The organism is endosymbiont 'TC1' of Trimyema compressum (assembly GCF_001584725.1).
Taxonomy (GTDB): domain Bacteria; phylum Bacillota; class TC1; order TC1; family TC1; genus TC1.
On record NZ_CP014606.1, the window covers coordinates 440,031 to 456,186 of the forward strand.

The 16,156-nt window shown below is 32.0% G+C and carries 15 protein-coding genes and 3 pseudogenes; 16 read left to right on the plus strand and 2 right to left on the minus strand.

Annotation, left to right across the window (positions count from 1 at the left end; all coding sequences use genetic code 11):
* Positions 1-84: 84 nt before the first annotated feature.
* The 10 genes and pseudogenes from AZF37_RS02875 (at position 85) to AZF37_RS13120 (ending at position 7,299) form a co-directional block, all read left to right on the plus strand.
* Positions 85-2,406, plus strand: coding sequence for an anaerobic ribonucleoside triphosphate reductase (locus AZF37_RS02875; protein WP_088369497.1), 2,322 nt, complete (start codon positions 85-87; stop codon positions 2,404-2,406).
* Positions 2,378-2,848 (plus strand): anaerobic ribonucleoside-triphosphate reductase activating protein, encoded by a 471-nt coding sequence (gene nrdG / locus AZF37_RS02880; RefSeq protein WP_088370644.1) that lies wholly within the window; start codon positions 2,378-2,380, stop codon positions 2,846-2,848. Before AZF37_RS02875 ends, nrdG begins: the two co-directional genes overlap by 29 nt.
* Positions 2,849-2,858: 10 nt before the next feature.
* Positions 2,859-3,790: pseudogene (gene cbiB, locus AZF37_RS11425) on the plus strand (adenosylcobinamide-phosphate synthase CbiB).
* Positions 3,787-4,020, plus strand: a complete 234-nt coding sequence (locus tag AZF37_RS02895) for an aminotransferase class I/II-fold pyridoxal phosphate-dependent enzyme (RefSeq protein ID WP_088369500.1) — start codon at positions 3,787-3,789, stop codon at positions 4,018-4,020. Before cbiB ends, AZF37_RS02895 begins: the two are co-directional and overlap by 4 nt.
* Before the next feature lie 463 nt (positions 4,021-4,483).
* Positions 4,484-4,741 carry an aquaporin gene (locus AZF37_RS12160; RefSeq protein ID WP_281178938.1) on the plus strand — a complete coding sequence of 86 codons (258 nt, stop codon included), beginning with the start codon at positions 4,484-4,486 and terminating at the stop codon, positions 4,739-4,741.
* The gene (locus AZF37_RS12165) at positions 4,719-4,967 is read left to right on the plus strand and encodes an aquaporin (protein ID WP_281178898.1); all 249 of its coding nucleotides are present in this window, start codon (positions 4,719-4,721) and stop codon (positions 4,965-4,967) included. The genes AZF37_RS12160 and AZF37_RS12165 overlap by 23 nt, the downstream gene beginning before the upstream one ends.
* Positions 4,968-5,206: 239 nt before the next feature.
* Complete coding sequence (locus AZF37_RS02905) at positions 5,207-5,611, plus strand: hypothetical protein (protein ID WP_088369501.1); 405 nt, start codon at positions 5,207-5,209, stop codon at positions 5,609-5,611.
* Position 5,612: 1 nt separating this feature from the next.
* Positions 5,613-6,734 (plus strand): leucine-rich repeat domain-containing protein, encoded by a 1,122-nt coding sequence (locus AZF37_RS02910; RefSeq protein WP_088369502.1) that lies wholly within the window; start codon positions 5,613-5,615, stop codon positions 6,732-6,734.
* A 117-nt stretch (positions 6,735-6,851) separates the two neighbouring features.
* Positions 6,852-7,208, plus strand: a complete 357-nt coding sequence (locus tag AZF37_RS02915; protein WP_088369503.1) for a carboxypeptidase-like regulatory domain-containing protein — start codon at positions 6,852-6,854, stop codon at positions 7,206-7,208.
* A gap of 10 nt (positions 7,209-7,218) precedes the next feature.
* A complete protein-coding gene (locus AZF37_RS13120) occupies positions 7,219-7,299 on the plus strand; it encodes a hypothetical protein (protein WP_088369504.1) in 81 nt (26 codons plus the stop codon).
* Here the strand turns inward: AZF37_RS13120 and AZF37_RS02925 are convergent.
* Positions 7,294-9,381, minus strand: a pseudogene (locus tag AZF37_RS02925) (heavy metal translocating P-type ATPase). The gene AZF37_RS13120 and the pseudogene AZF37_RS02925 sit on opposite strands and share 6 nt — an antisense overlap.
* A 13-nt stretch (positions 9,382-9,394) precedes the next feature.
* Positions 9,395-9,751, minus strand: a complete 357-nt coding sequence (locus tag AZF37_RS02930; RefSeq protein WP_088369505.1) for an ArsR/SmtB family transcription factor — start codon at positions 9,749-9,751, stop codon at positions 9,395-9,397.
* A 430-nt stretch (positions 9,752-10,181) separates the two neighbouring features.
* Here AZF37_RS02930 and AZF37_RS02940 point away from each other — a divergent pair.
* From AZF37_RS02940 to AZF37_RS02965, 6 genes and pseudogenes are all read left to right on the plus strand, one after another.
* A pseudogene (locus AZF37_RS02940) lies at positions 10,182-10,988 on the plus strand (DegV family protein).
* A gap of 8 nt (positions 10,989-10,996) precedes the next feature.
* A complete protein-coding gene (locus AZF37_RS02945; protein WP_088369508.1) occupies positions 10,997-12,376 on the plus strand; it encodes a MurT ligase domain-containing protein in 1,380 nt (459 codons plus the stop codon).
* Positions 12,358-13,092, plus strand: coding sequence for a type 1 glutamine amidotransferase (locus tag AZF37_RS02950; protein ID WP_088370645.1), 735 nt, complete (start codon positions 12,358-12,360; stop codon positions 13,090-13,092). The genes AZF37_RS02945 and AZF37_RS02950 overlap by 19 nt, the downstream gene beginning before the upstream one ends.
* On the plus strand, positions 13,093-14,706 hold the full coding sequence (locus AZF37_RS02955) for an N-acyl-D-amino-acid deacylase family protein (RefSeq protein ID WP_088369509.1): 1,614 nt from the start codon (positions 13,093-13,095) through the stop codon (positions 14,704-14,706).
* Entirely contained in the window at positions 14,660-15,838 is a 1,179-nt protein-coding gene (locus AZF37_RS02960) for a tRNA nucleotidyltransferase/poly(A) polymerase-related protein (RefSeq protein WP_088369510.1), read from the plus strand. Before AZF37_RS02955 ends, AZF37_RS02960 begins: the two co-directional genes overlap by 47 nt.
* The gene (locus AZF37_RS02965; RefSeq protein ID WP_088369511.1) at positions 15,829-16,068 is read left to right on the plus strand and encodes a hypothetical protein; all 240 of its coding nucleotides are present in this window, start codon (positions 15,829-15,831) and stop codon (positions 16,066-16,068) included. Before AZF37_RS02960 ends, AZF37_RS02965 begins: the two co-directional genes overlap by 10 nt.
* The last annotated feature ends 88 nt before the right edge of the window (positions 16,069-16,156 follow it).

A 16,156-nucleotide genomic window follows, 5' to 3' on the forward strand; every position in this document is an offset into this window, starting at 1 on the left:
TTTGTGGCTATTTTACATTTAGGTGTACGAGTGCCTTCTTTTATTTGCAGCAAATAAAAGAAGGTTTTTATGGAGGGATAAAATATGTTAGAAACAATTTATAAGAGAGACGGTAGAGCAGTACCTTTTAATATTGAAAAAATAGTTAATGCAATTTATAAGGCCTCATTAAGTGTAGGTATAAATGATTATGAACGAAGCTTTTCTATTGGTAAAAAAGTAGCTAGGAGTTTAGAAGTAAATACCAACCCTATTACTATTGAAAGTATTCAGGATATGGTTGAGAAAACACTAATTGAGGAAAAAGAAATTAATGTAGCAAAAGCCTATATTCTTTATAGAAATGAGAGAACTCAAGTTAGAGAAAAAGATACCCGTTTAATGAAAATCTATGATGGATTAACTTTTAAAGAGGCTAAGGATAGCGATGTTAAAAGAGAAAATGCCAATATAGATGGTGACACAGCTATGGGTACTATGCTTAAATATGGTTCAGAAGGCGCAAAAGAGTTTTATAAAATGTTTGTTTTAAAGCCCGAACATAAAAAAGCCCATCAAGATGGTGATATTCATATTCATGATTTGGATTTTTTAACATTGACAACAACATGTTGCCAAATCGATATTGTCAAGCTACTTGCTGGAGGCTTTAATACAGGTCATGGGTATTTAAGAGAGCCTAATGATATCCAAAGTTATGCTGCTTTAGCTTGTATTGCTATTCAATCTAATCAAAATGACCAACATGGAGGACAGAGTATTCCTAATTTTGACTATGGAATGGCTTTAGGTGTTGAAAAAACTTATAAGAAATTATATAGAAATCAGCTCCTAAAAAGTTTAGAATTATTACTAGATACTTCAGAAATCGAAAACCAAGTGTCTGCAGTTTTTGTAGAGCTAGAAAACAAGGGATTCATTCCTAAACTACAAAATATGGAAACCTATTTAGAAGAAGAAGAGCAACTTTTAGAAAAAATAAAGGAATTGGATTTTATAGCTAAAGCCCAGCAATTTGCTGTTAAAGTTAGTGAAGAAGAAATTAGAAAAAGAACATTTCAAGCAATGGAAGCATTTATTCATAATTTAAATACAATGCATAGTAGAGCAGGGGCCCAAACCCCTTTTAGTTCCATTAACTATGGAACAGACACTTCTCCAGAAGGCCGTTTAGTTATTGAAGGAATTTTAAAAGCTACAGAAGAAGGCTTAGGTAATGGTGAAACGCCTATTTTCCCAATTCAGATTTTCAAGGTTAAGGAAGGTATAAATTATTTTTCTGATGACAATAACTATGATTTATTTAAAATGAGTTGCCAAGTTAGTGGTAAAAGATTATTTCCAAATTATGCATTTATTGATGCTCCATTTAATCTTCAGTACTATGAAGCAGGTAAACCAGAAACAGAAATTGCTTACATGGGGTGTAGAACCAGAGTTATAGCCAATGAATATGATTCTTCTAGAGCAGTAGTAAATGGACGCGGTAATTTGAGCTTTACAACTATCAATCTTCCCCGTTTAGCTATTTTAAATCAGGATAATTTAGAAGGATTTTATAAAGATTTAGATGAAAAAATATATTTAGTAATCGATCAGTTACTGGAACGCTACTATATACAATCTAAAAAGAAAATTAAGAATTTCCCATTTTTAATGGGGCAGGGGGTTTGGCTAGATTCCGATACATTAGAACCAGATGAAGAAATTGGAGAAGTCCTTAAACATGGTACTCTCACCATTGGTTTCATTGGCTTAGGGGAAACATTAAAGGCTCTTGTTGGAAAACATCATGGAGAATCTGAGGAAGCTCAAAAACTGGGACTTGAGATTATTGGATATATGCGAGAAAAATTAGACCAAGCTTCTAAGTCGTATCAAATGAATTTTTCATTAATAGGCACACCTGCTGAAGGTTTAAGTGGACGCTTTGTGGCAATTGATAAAGAGAAATTTGGTTCAATAGAAGGTGTTACTGATCGAGAATATTACACCAATAGCTTCCATGTACCTGTTTATTACAATACCACCATTTTTAATAAAATCAAAATAGAGAGTCCTTACCATGCATTAACCAATGGTGGACATATTAGTTATGTTGAAGTTGATGGTGATCCTGTTGATAACATTAATGCTTTTGAAAAAATTGTTAAAGCTATGAAAGATGCAGGAATGGGTTATGGTTCCATTAATCATCCTGTTGATAGAGACCCTGTTTGTGGCTATACAGGAATTATTAAAGACCGTTGTCCTCAATGTAATCGATTGGAAGGGTATGAGCCTTTTGAGAGAATTAGAAGAATTACAGGTTACTTAGTTGGTACTTTAGATCGTTTTAACAATGGTAAAAAAGCAGAGGAGAAAGATCGTGTTAAACATGGACGCTTATCAGCTGAGAATTGCTAATATAATTGAAGAATCAATTGTTGATGGACCAGGGATTCGCTTTGTAATATTTGTACAGGGGTGCCCTCATCATTGTCTAAATTGCCATAATAAGGGAACACATTCATTTGACGGTGGAACCTTTATTTCTCTACAATCTCTTTTTAATAAAATTATGGAAAATCCCCTATTAGACGGGGTAACATTTAGTGGAGGAGAACCTTTTGTTCAGTCCGAAGCATTAGCTATTTTAGGAAGCGCTATTAAAGAGGCAGGTCTTAACTTAATGACTTACACTGGCTATACATTAGAACAGTTAAGGGAAGATAAAGAACCTTATTGGGCTGCTTTATTAGCTGTAACAGATATTTTAGTAGATGGTCCTTATATAGAGGAAGAAAAATCAATGCTGGAACCTTTTAAAGGATCAGCCAATCAGAGAATTATCACACTTAAGAATTGAGAGGAGTTCTATGGCTATTTTAATTGGGGCATTCCTTGATTGGTTAATAGGAGAGCCTAATAATCCCGGACATCCAGTACGCATAATTGGCTGGTTTGCAAAATTACAGGAGAAGATTGCTTTTAAAATTATGTCAAATCATTTGAAGTTTGGAGGGCTATTGGCTGTGCTGATTACAGCCAGTACTTCTTTTGCTATGGTTTTTATTATTATGGTAGCCGATAGTTATAATCAGGTTTTGGGTATTATAATTTCAGGTGTTTTTATTTATTTTTCGATTTCTGCAAGAGGATTAATTGAAGCCGGCAATAAAGTTGTTTTAGCATTAAAAACACAAGGGCTTAAGGCTGCTAGGAAAGAATTGTCTTTTATTGTTGGTAGAGATACTGAGAAACTAAATGAAACAAAAGTTCTAAAAGGAGCTTTAGAAACCTTAGCGGAAAATATTTGTGATGGTATTATTGCTCCTTTGTTTTTATTATGATTGGTGGTGCTCCTTTAGGGATAACTTATAAAGCAATTAATACTTTAGATTCTATGTTTGGATATAGAAATGAAAAATATGTTGATTTTGGTTATTTTTCAGCTAAAGTTGATGATGTTGCAAATTTTATTCCTGCAAGAGTTAGTGGACTATTTATTGTAATGAGTTCTTTAATTTTAAGGCTGGATTGGCAGAGAAGTTGGCATGTTTTTTTGAGAGATAGGAAAAATCATCCCAGTCCAAACAGTGCTCATACAGAGGCTGCTTTTGCTGGTGCTCTTGGCATTCAGTTTGGTGGACCAACATATTATGCAGGTATTAAAATAGATAAGCCTTTTATTGGAGATTACGTATATGGGATTAGTGAATATACTTTTATCAAAGGAAGAAAATTAATTAACTGTGTTTTCTTACTTGGTGTTGCATTTGCGATTATTGGTTCGGGAGGCATATTATGAGTGACTTTTTTCATGGTGGTAATATATTTGAAGTTAGTAGAAATGAAAATAAAAAACCTTTAGATTATTTAGATTTTTCAGCCAATATTAATCCTTTAGGATTATCGTATATAGGACGTAAAGCTTTAGAGGATAATCAGTGGATTAGTTCATATCCTGATATAGAGTATAGAGATTTAAAAAATATTATTGCTAAGTATGAAAAGATAGATTATGAGACTGTTTTTTAGGAAATGGTGCAGTTGAGTTATTTTTTTCTTAGTTGCTAGTCAGAAACCAAAAAAAGCTTTAATTCCAGTACCTACTTTTATGGAGTATGAGAGGGCATGCAAAGGTTATGATTGTTGAAGTATCTTATTTTTATTTAAATGCCCCTGAATTTAAAATAAACCATTCTATATTGGAGGCAATAGATGAGACCATTGATATACTTTTTTATGTTATCCCAATAACCCTACTGGACAGTTGATTTCAGAAAGGCTTTTAGAAAAAAATTGTTAAGAAGGCTGAATTATTAAACATAGTTATTGTTATTGATGAATCTTTTTTAGAGTTTGCGCCTCAAGCTTTCGATGGGAAAGAGTTGTTAAGCGAAACCAACAAAATTGTAATTGTAAAATCTTTCAGGAGGTATATCAGGAATTGCTGGTATAGTAGCGATTGCTTTAGCTTTTTGGATTATCTATTGTGGCAATGGCTTATGTGATAGGAAATATTTCGGGGTGTCATATTAATCCTGCTGTTTCTTTTGCAATGCTTATAAGTAAAAGAATGAGTGGTAAGGATTTTGTTGGCTATGTTATTGCTCAGATTCTTGGTGCTATTGGAGCTATTGCAATTTTAAAAATTTTGATTATGGACACTGCAACTGAAATTTCTGGTCTTTGGGCAAAATGGATTCGGAGAACAATCTTTTTTAGGTACAGGTATGTGGGGAGCATTAATTATTGAAATTATTTTAACTTTTGTGTTTGTTATTGTTGTTTTAGGAGTTACCTCTACAGATAAAATGGCGACTGTATCAGGAATAGTTATTGGCTTAACATTAGCATTTGTTCATATTTTAGGTATTCCATTAACAGATACTTCTGTTAATCCGGCTAGAAGTATTGCCCCTGCAATTTTTGTAGGAGGAGAAGTGCTTTCTCAATTATGGTTATTCATTGTTGGCCGTTAATTGGAGCACTAATAGAAGCTTTTGTTTGGAAATTTATTACAAAGAGTGAAAAAGAAACCTCAGCAAAAAGTTAGAAATCTATACTTTAAGCTTAAGCTCACAGTGTTTTGCTGGGAGCTATTTTTGAATAATTATTTATTTTTGTTGTTTTTTCATATGTAGTGTATGCTTCTAGATGTATAGGTACCGGTTACAATGGTGATGTAACAGTAAAATAATACATATAGGGGTGTTTTATTATGGGAAAAAATTTAAAAGGGATTTTACTTGGTTATTTTGTTCTGCTTGTTGGTATTTTAGGATTAATGTCAATGGATAAAGAAGTGTCAGCTGGAGTTGGACAAACATTCAATGAGAATTTTGCAGATAATAATCTGGCGAGTATTGTTGCCCAAAAGCTTTATAAAACTGCAGATGATACAATAACAGCAACTGATGTACAAAACTTAAAAACACTGTCAATATCATATAATAAAGGTATAAGGGATTTAACAGGCGTTGAAACATTTACATCGCTTGATACGCTAGTAGTTTGGAACAATCCAATTGATACTTTACCAGAAAATATTGATGATTTAACATTATTACGCGTTTTAACAATAAGCGATACTAAATTTAACTTCCATTCCAGAGTCAATAGGTGAAATGGCTAATTTAGAGTATTTATCATTAGAATATTCGAAGTTTTCAAGTTTACCAAATAGCATTGGAAATCTTGAAAAATTAAAAAGCTTGAATTTAGCTAATAATGAAAATTTGATTAGTTTACCAGAGTTTAATGGCAGTTACCCTGATTTGATTTACTTAAATGCAAGAGAATGTGCTTTAACTGCTTTGCCAAATTCATTTGCTAACTTGACAAAACTACAATCATTGCAATTAAATGGGAATCAGCTATCTGTATTACCAGATGGTTTAAGTAATTTTACAGATTTATATTACTTGCAAGTAAATGATAATAAATTAACTCAATTGCCAAGTAATATTGGTAACCTAGTTAATTTGACTGAATTATCTTTAGAGAATAATCAATTATCAAGTTTGCCAGATTCATATGGTAATCTAGTTAATTTATATAATTTAAATTTATCAGATAATCAAATTACAGAGTTACCTAGTAGTTTAGCAAATACTAATATACAAACGGTTACTCTAGATAGGAACAATTTAATTAATTTTCCAGCAGGACTGGAATATATGGAATCTGTAAGTTATTTAGCCTTAAATGAAAATCACTTATTTTCTATTCCAGATACTATTGAAAATATGAGTAGTTTAACAGCAATTAATTTGTCTCATAATGATTTTACTGAAATTCCAAATGCGCTTACTAAGCTAACTTCTTTGAATTCAATTATATTGGATTTTAATAATATTACTGAAATTCCCGTTGTTTATAATAGTGACAATATGCCAAATCTATATCATTTATCACTTGAGGAAAATAAAATACAAAGACTTCCAGATTTTGCTAGTAGTACTATTAATTATTATTTTAATTTATCAGGAAATGCATTAGTGGAAAGAATTCCTGAGAATATACGGACTATATCAACGCAAAATCAAAAAGTAACTATGGATATTAACGCTTATATAAAAGTAAATGAAGATGATTTACTAGATTTTGAGTTATATGATGTTTTACCTGAAATTATAAAGCAATTTGAAGAAATTAAAGGTCAGTTTAATGAATATGAAGTTACTTGGACTGTTGTTAAGCCAAATCTTGAAGAAGTATTTATTTCTGGGGGGGACAAGGAGCATTAATTAGGGATATTTTATCAGGTGGTTATGGTAATTATTTATTGAAGTTTAAGGTTAGTGAATTAGTACCTACATTTCGTTTGAATTCATTTGATTTTTTTAGCCGGTTCAGAATATATAATGCCAATTGCTGTTGGTAAACCAGTAGTAGAACAAGCTTTAATTGGTACAGTTAAGGATAAAGATACTGACTTACCAATTATGAATACTACTATTGAACTTAATGATGGTAATATTGTTATAGCGACTAGTCAAACAAATCCGGATGGTAAATATGAAATTAATGATTTAGAGGCTAAAGAATATACTATTTCAGCTGTTGCAGAAGGTTATACAACAATACTTTCAAATGTTATTATTTCTGCTGGAGAAGTAACTACCAAAGATTTCCTTATGGAAAGAACAGCAGGTACTTTTACTGAAAAAGAAATTCCAAAAGATGCTGACGGTAGTTTAAGTTGGTGCTGTCCTTCCTAAAACTGGGAATATGGTTATTCTAGCTATTGGAATAGTTATTATGTTAATGGGTACCATTTTAATAAGAGAAGTTATTGTTCGTAATTTATAAAAATAGAAGAGAAGTAATTAAAGCAACCCCTACATCTGCAAATACAGCTTCCCACATAGTAGCAACTCCAAATGCACCTAATATGAGGAATACAATTTTGAAGCCCATTGCGAAAATAATATTTTGCCAAACTATTCTACGTGTTTTTTAGCAATAGATATAGCAATTGGGATTTTAGAAGGTTCATCCGTCATAATGACTACCATCGGCTACTTCAATTGCGGCATCTGATCCTACACCGCCCATAAGCAATACCTACATCTGCTCTAGCAAGTACAGGTGCATCATTAATGCCATCTCCAACAAAAATTAGAGAGCCTTTCCCAGTAGTTTCTTTTTCAAGTTTTTCAATTTGAGTAACTTTATCAGCTGGTAGTAATTCACTGTAGTATGTATCGATTCCCAGCTCTTTACTTACATTTTTGCAAAGGCATCATTGTCACCAGTAAGCATTAAAGTTTTTTCAACACCTAAGTTTTTTAGACTAGCAATTGCTTTTTTACTATCTTTTTTAATTTCATCAGCAATGATTAAGTAACCAGCAAATTCATTGTTAATAATTACATTTATTTTTGTACCAAGTGAATCACTTTCTTCAATAAGTTGATTATTTATGTTTTGCTCATCAAGGAGTTTTTGATTACCTAAGAGGATTTCTTTTCCTTCTATTGTTGCTGAAATACCTTTTCCAGCTATTTCTTTATAGTTGCTAATTTTTGATTCATCAATTGTTTCTTTATAAGCATTTCTAATAGATATAGCAAGCAATAGGGTGGGTTGAATAGTTTTCACCATATGCAGCATATTTTAAAAGATCCTCTTGAGTAAAACCTGGAGATGGAACAACATTAGTAACCATAAAGTTTCCTTTAGTCGATGTTCCAGTTTTGTCAAAGACAGCAGTTGAAACTTTATTTAATGCTTCAAGGTAGTTGCCGCCTTTAACAAGAATACCATGTTTTGATGCCCCACCAATACCGCCAAAGAAACTAAGAGGAATAGATATTACAAGAGCACATGGGCAGGAAATAACCAAGAATACTAATGCTCTGTTAATCCATTCAATAAAAGTTGCATCAGGAATAACAAGAGGTGGAACAATTGCCAGTAAAGCAGCTAATCCTACCACAATAGGTGTATAGACTACAGCAAACTTAGTAATAAAGTTTTCTGTTTTGGCTTTTTTAGCACTGGTATTTTGTACTAAATCAAGTATTTTAGTTACAGTTGAATCTTTAAACAAAGCAGTTACTTTTACTGTCATTAAACCACTTAAGTTAATGGAACCTGATAATACTTGATCTCCAGTTTCCACTTCTCTAGGTAGAGATTCACCTGTTAAGGCAGAGGTATCTAAAGTAGATTTACCTTTAGCAATAACACCATCCAGTGGTACTTTTTCACCTGGTTTAACTAAAATTAGATTATTTGTTTTTACTAATTCAGGATTTACTTTTTCTAAAGTATTATTATTAATTTAAGTTTGCATAATCAGGTCTAATATCCACTAATGAAGCGATGGATTTTCTAGAACGTTCAACAGCCTTATCTTGGAAAAATTCACCAACTTTGTAAAACAGTACAGCTACTGCTTCAGCATTTTGCCCAATTAGAAAAGCCCCTATACTGGCAATGGGCATTAAGAAGTTTTCATCAAAAAGTCGTCCATGACGAATGTTACTTAAAGCTTTATAGAGTACACCATAGCCTATTAGTAAGCGTGCAACAATAAGTAAGATTAATTCCCATGGTTCTGGTAAGCCTAAAACAAGGGCTAGTACGAATATAATTGCTCCAATGAGGGTTGGAATCATTTTTTATTAACAGACTGTTCTTTCTTTTCATCTGATTTTTCCTTTCCCTTTTCAATTAATTGAATTCCTTTTTCAATAGAGTCAGCAATTTTTTTGATTTCAGTAATTTCCTCATTTGTTATTTCCTTTTTTGTGTTTAAGGTTAAGGTTTTAGTAGCAAAGTTAATGGAAGCAGTTTCGATATAGGGTAGTTTATTAATTTTTTTTCGATTTTATTAGAACAGTCAGCACAGCCTAGTCTTTCAAAAATATATTCAGTTTTTTTCATAAGCTTCTCTTTTCTATATTAAGTCAGATAATTTTATTATAGTTTCAACAAGGGGTTTCATTGTTTTTTCTTTTAAACTATAGTAAACACTTTTTCCTTTTTTAGAGCATTTTATTAAATCCATTTGCTTTAATATCCGTAGTTGATGAGAAGTAAGGGGCTGGGAGATTTGTAATATATCTGAAAACTCGCTTGCACAAATCTTATCAATTTGTGTAAGGAGATAGAGAATATTTATTCTATTTTTATCTCCTAAGGATTTCATTAAATAAGCACAATCAATAGCAACATCTTCAGGTAGCATTTTCTTTTGCAAGCGTGCGACTTCTTCATCTTTATGGTGGTCTTCATAACAGTAATCTAGCTTCATTTGTTTTATCTCCTTTAAATCACATTAACATATTAACAAATGTTTATATATTAATATTACTCTTGTTTTTTCATCTATCAATATTAAAATTTATAAAAGTTTTAATATTTATAAAAGGAGTTTTTATTTGCATAAATAATGCCTATTTCATTTAGTCTAGGTTCATGATAAAGCAAAGGAGTGGTATATTAGGAGGATTAATATGAAAAAAAGACCAGAATTAAATAATAAGCTTATGGTAAGTGTTTTTAAAGAATACTATTATTTAAAAGAAGATTTAATAGCATTATCTAATGAGACCACCCTGAAATAAGCATGAAATGCTTTTATTCATATTAAAGACCAATAAAACAATCTAGCATATTAGATTTATTTTTCCTTCAAAATGTTATATAATTTAGAATAGAAGTAAAGAAATAAGAGGTGCAAAGTGATAAGATTATTAACGGATACAGTAAGTGATTTGCCTGATGATTTAAGAGAAAAATACCAGATTAGCTGGGTGCCTTTTGATATTATTTTTGGTGATAAGCAGTATAGGGATAGAATTGATTTGACCATAGAAGAATTTTTTAAGAAAGTCAAAGAGACTGGTATGATTCCAAAGACGGCTCAAGTTACTAAAGAACAGTGAATGCTAGCTATGAAAGAGCTTTTAAAAGAACCTGAAGATGAAGTATTAGTATTTACTTTGCCATCAACCTTAAGTGGTACCTATGAAGAAGCTGTTTCAGCAGCAGCAACTGTAGACAAGAAGCGGTTCATGTTATTAACTCAGGAGCTACTTTACTTGAAGGTGGTATGGTTATTCAGGCCTATGAAATGGTTCAAGAAGGGAAGCGTGCAAAAGAAATTGCTGATTATTTTAATAATAAACCAAGACAACATAGATACATTTGAATTTTTGAGAAAAGGTGGGCGTATTGGCTATGCTCAGTCTGTTGTTGGTGGTCTTTTGAATATTAAACCTATTTTAAAATATAACGAAGAAGGAAAATTAGTCCCTTGGTATAAAGAAAAAGGAACTAAAAAAGCTTGCCAAAAAATTGCAAATTATGTTAAGGAAAATAGAACTAACGATTATTTAATGATAAGCCATGCTGATAATGAAAAAGGTGCCAATGAATTAGCTACAATGATTGAAGAAATAACTGGAGAGAAACCTTTTATTATTGCCCCTATGAGTGCTGTTATTGGAACCCATACAGGACCTGGATGTCTTTTTGCTAGTTACTAGGTATTGTGATGAAAAGATTTTTAAGTATTTTAATTGGTAAAATAATAATTGTATTATCTAAGATAACAGGTCACAAGGGTTCTAGCCTTCCAGGTAAATGGGCATATAAAATTGACAAAGCTATTTTGACTAAGTTATCGCAGGAAGTAAAGGAAGATATTATTGTTGTTTGTGGCACTAATGGTAAAACGACAACTAATAACATGATAGAGCAAATACTCAGAAAAGAAAACTACAGTGTTGTTTGTAATAAAGTTGGTGCAAATATGCATTTTGGTGTCATTACTGCCTTTATTGATAAAGCACCTTTGTTTAGCTCTCTAAAAGCGGATTTTGCTACTATTGAAGTAGACGAACTATCTACTTTAAAAGTTTTTGAGGAAATGATTCCAGATTATTTTCTCTTGACTAATTTATTTAGAGACCAATTAGATAGATATGGTGAAATTGATATAACCATTGAAAAAATGAAAATGGCATTGGCAAAACTGCCTGATTCGACTACTTATATATTAAATGGTGATGATCCTCTTTCCAGTAGTTTTGGCTATGAAAAGGTTGGCAGAACTATTTATTTTGGTGTTGAAAAAACTGGCAATAGAGAAATCGATGAAGTAAAGGAAGGTCGTTTCTGCCCTTTCTGCGGTGAGGAATTACAATATAATTTTTACCATTATAGTCAACTTGGTGATTTTTATTGTAATGGTTGTAATTTTAAGAGACCGCCATTAGATTATGAGGCTAAAAATGTATCCTTAAAAAATGGCATTTCTTTTGACTTAATATCAAAAGGAGAAGAATATCCTTTTGATATACCTTATAAAGGTTTTTATAATATCTACAATATAATTGGTAGTGTGGCAGCTACGCAAGAAGTTGACATAGGTGTGGAAACTGCTGAAGCTATTTTACAGTCCTATGAAACTCAAGTTGGTCGAATGGAGAGCTTTTTTATTAAAAAACCTATTTTCTTAAATTTATCAAAAAATCCAGCTGGATTCAATCAAGCGGTAGAGACAGTGCTTGAAGAAGAATCCTTAATAGATGTGGTTTTAATGTTAAATGATAACCCTCAAGATGGTGAAGATGTTTCTTGGATTTGGGATGGTCTTTTTGAAACATTAAATCAAGGAAATATTGATCATTTCTATATTAGTGGAACAAGAGGCTATGATATGGCCTTGCGACTAAAATATGGTGATATACCAGAAGAAAAAATATCTGTTTATAAGACACCGGGAAAAGCCCTTGAAAAAGCTATTGAAGGCAATGGCGAAAAAGCTTATATTCTAGTAAACTATACTGCTTTATTTGAAACGCAAAAGTGGTTAAAAGATACGGAAAAGAAATGGAGTTTAAAAAAAATAAAATGGAAAGACAGATTGTAATTGGGCACTTATTTCCTGAGCTGTTAAATTTATATGGCGATTTAGGAAATATTACAACTTTAGTAAAAAGATGCCAATGGCGAGGCATTGAAGTTACTGTAAAAAATTATACCATTGGCCATACAATTCCTTTTAATGAGTTGGATATTATACTCTTAGGTGGTGGTTCTGATAGAGAGCAACGTTTAGTATGTGATTATCTTAGAACGATGAAAAATGAGATTAAAGATTATGTTGAGAATAATGGTGTGTTTTTAGCTATTTGCGGTGGATATCAATTATTAGGCAGTTATTATAAAACTAAAAATACAGAAATACCAGGATTGGAGATTCTAGATTTATATACTGAGCAAGATGATGAAAGACTAATTGGTAATGTGCTTATTCAAAGTACATTTGGAAAATGTGATTATAAGGTCGTGGGTTTTGAAAATCACAGTGGCAGAACATATCATGATTATGAGCACTTTGGAAATGTAGTATTTGGTCATGGCAATAATGATGAAGACCATAAAGAAGGTCTTTTATATAAGAATGTTTTGGGAACCTATCTTCATGGACCCTTGTTACCTAAAAATCCTGAAGTTGCAGATGCTTTAATTGAAAAAGCTTTAGATAGAAAATATGGAGAATCCTATCTGGAGCCACTTGAAAATCGCTTTGAAAAAAAGGCAAGAGCTATTATGATTGCTCGTTTAGAAAAAGGGGAACTCTAAATGTATGATACAGTTATTTTAAATGGCACCTTAGTAGACGGAACTAAGGTGCTTCCTTATAAGAAAAATATTGGTTTAACAAATGGTAAAATTGCAATTATAACAGAGGCGCCGATAACAGGGAAGGAAATAATTGATGCTTCTGATAAATGGGTATCTCCAGGATTTATTGATATTCATAGTCATGGTGACTTAATGCCCTTATTAGATGAACCTTATGCTAGCTCAAGGCTTATGCAGGGTATTACAACAGAGGTTGTAGGCCAGTGTGGTATTAGCTCTTACCCTTATGAAGGGAAGCATAAAGAAGGTTGGAAAACCTATATTTCTCCTCTTTTGGGAGATATTCATGAACCTTGGGATTTTTCATCTCTTGGAAGTTATATTGATTTAATTGAAAATAAGATGAAACATAATATGCTATTTTTAATTGGACATGGTGCTCTAAGGTGTTCTGTAGCTGGGTTTGAAGATAGACCATTAACAACGGAAGAGTTAAATAGCATGGGCGCCTTGTATGAACAATCTTTAAAAGAAGGCGCTTTTGGACTGTCTTTAGGTCTATCTTACTTGCCAGGCGTATTTTCAAATGAAAAAGAGTTTTATTTTTTAGCAGAAATTACTAAAAAATATGATGGCATAATAATGGCCCATATTAAAAGCCATGGTCTAGATATGCTGAGGGCAATAGCTGATTTTGTTAGTATTGGTGAAGATACTGGAGTTAAAATCCACATATCTCACTGTCGTTCTTATAAAAATCGGGATTTTGGCATTTCCCCAGAGGAAATTCTAGCTAAAATTAATTGTGAGAGAAGGAGAGGGATTTCCATTACTATAGATCAACATCCTTATACTGCAGGGAGTACATTTTTAAATCAATTAATACCGCCTATGCTTCGAGAAGATGGCACGGAAGGTCTTTTAAAAGTTCTTGAAAATGAAGAACATAGTAAAGTTTGCAGAGAAAAAATTGAAAATCCAGATTATAGAATAGAAGGATGGGATAATTTTGTCCAGTGTGTTGGTTGGCATAATATATTTCCTATGGTTCTTCAGTCTCCAGAAAATAAAAACTATATAGGCAAAAGCATTCAAGAATGTAGTGATTTAGATGGTGTAATACCATTTGAAATTCTTAGAAGAATATTGGTGCGAGAGAAAGGTAAAGGTTCAATGGTTGTGAAAGAAATGTTTGCTGAAGAAGATATTAGTGAGCTTTTATTGGATGAGGAGACCTATATTGGAAGCGATGGTTTGCCTAGTGGTGAGGCACATCCTCGACTATATGGTTCTTTTCCTAAAGTATTAGGTTACTATGGCAGAGAAAAGAGGATTTTATCTATTGAAAATCTTATTTATAAAATGACCTTTGGTCCAGCTAAGCGTTTGGATATTCATGAGGAAAAGGGACGAATAAAAGAAGGCTTAGATGGAGATTTAGTTATATTCGACTACAATACAATTATGGATATTGAAGACTATGTAAATTCAGCACAAAAACCCGTAGGCATAGAATTAGTCCTAGTAAATGGTGAAATAGCCTATAGAAATCAAGAGGTGCAATATGACAACCCTAGAGGAAAGGTCGTTAAAAACAAGAGAACTGAATAAGCAAAAGTTAAAAAAAGTAATTCCCTTAGTTAAAGTTATTAATGGTTATTTTGTTGGAGGATGTGTCAGAGACTATATTATTAATAAAGAAATCGAAGATATTGATTTAGTTACAGAACATTCTTTTTCAGCTGATTCTTTAAATAAAGCTTTTCCCAATAGTTGCCCCAAAGAATGCGGTGCATTATTTGGGGTCTTAAAAATGAATTATGAAAATATGTCAATTGATATTGCAAAAACTAGGGATGACCATTACGCTACTATTGGCAAAAGAAGGGATTGTGCAGTCAATCTCAATAATATTTCTTTAAAAGAAGATATGCAAAGACGGGATTTTACTATGAACAGCCTTTTACTGGATGAGGACTTAGAAGTTGTTGACCTTTTAAAAGTGGGCTTAAATGATCTTAAGGAAAAGCGAATTCGCTTTATTGGAGAAGGTGAAAGGCGAATAGAGGAGGATCCTTTGAGAAGTATTAGAGCTATCCGTTTTTATAGTCAGTTGGATGAATTCCAAATTGAAGAAGCAACATTAAAAGCTATTTATGATAAGCGAGATTTGGTTAAATTATTATCTAAGGAACGCTGGGGTATGGAGTTTGAAAAGATATTATTATCCAATAAAGCTTGTGAAGGTATTTGTCTTATTATGGAACTAGGGCTTTTAGAATATAATGATACTAGTTTTAAACTAGAAGGTTTGGATAGTTTACCTAAGAATTCAATATTGAGATATGCATATTTATTTTATTGCATAGGATTAAGTAAAAGTGGCGTTGAGGTAGGACATCTTTCTAAAAGCGATTTATATTCTATTAAATGGTTGAGCAGTAATTTTAATAAATCTATTGATTTAAATGCATGGGCAAATGATTTTAAAAGTAGAATTCCGTGCGAGAAACATATAAAATTATTAAGTATTTTAAAAAAAGAACCTATAGTATTAGGTGAAGACATTTATTTTATTAATGAATTGGCTATTAATGGTTACGATTTATTAGGGGTAGGTGTAAATGAGAAGCAAATTGGTTTTGTTTTAAGAATTCTACTTAATTGTGTTAAGTCTGGAAAGCTTATAAACAAAAAAAATCAATTACTAGATTATGTAAAGGAGAGGAAAATATGGAGATAGTAATTATATTAGCATTAATATTAATTATCATTATTTTTGGACTTATTGTTGATCGTTATGGGAAACAGAAGCGTTTGCTGAATAAAGAACTGCTTACATTGCATTTAGAAGTTGATGATGTGGAAGGAGAGAAGATTCTTGATGGCAGATTAGACGATTTAGATGTGACAGATATTGTGTTGAGGATGAAAAGCGTTTTTTGCATTTTACAGTCTATATGCCAAAATTAGATAAAACAGCACAAATAAGTGAATTTGTTGGTATGAACCGCGCTATATATAAAGGTGAAATAATTCATATTGAGCTTATAAAAAAGGA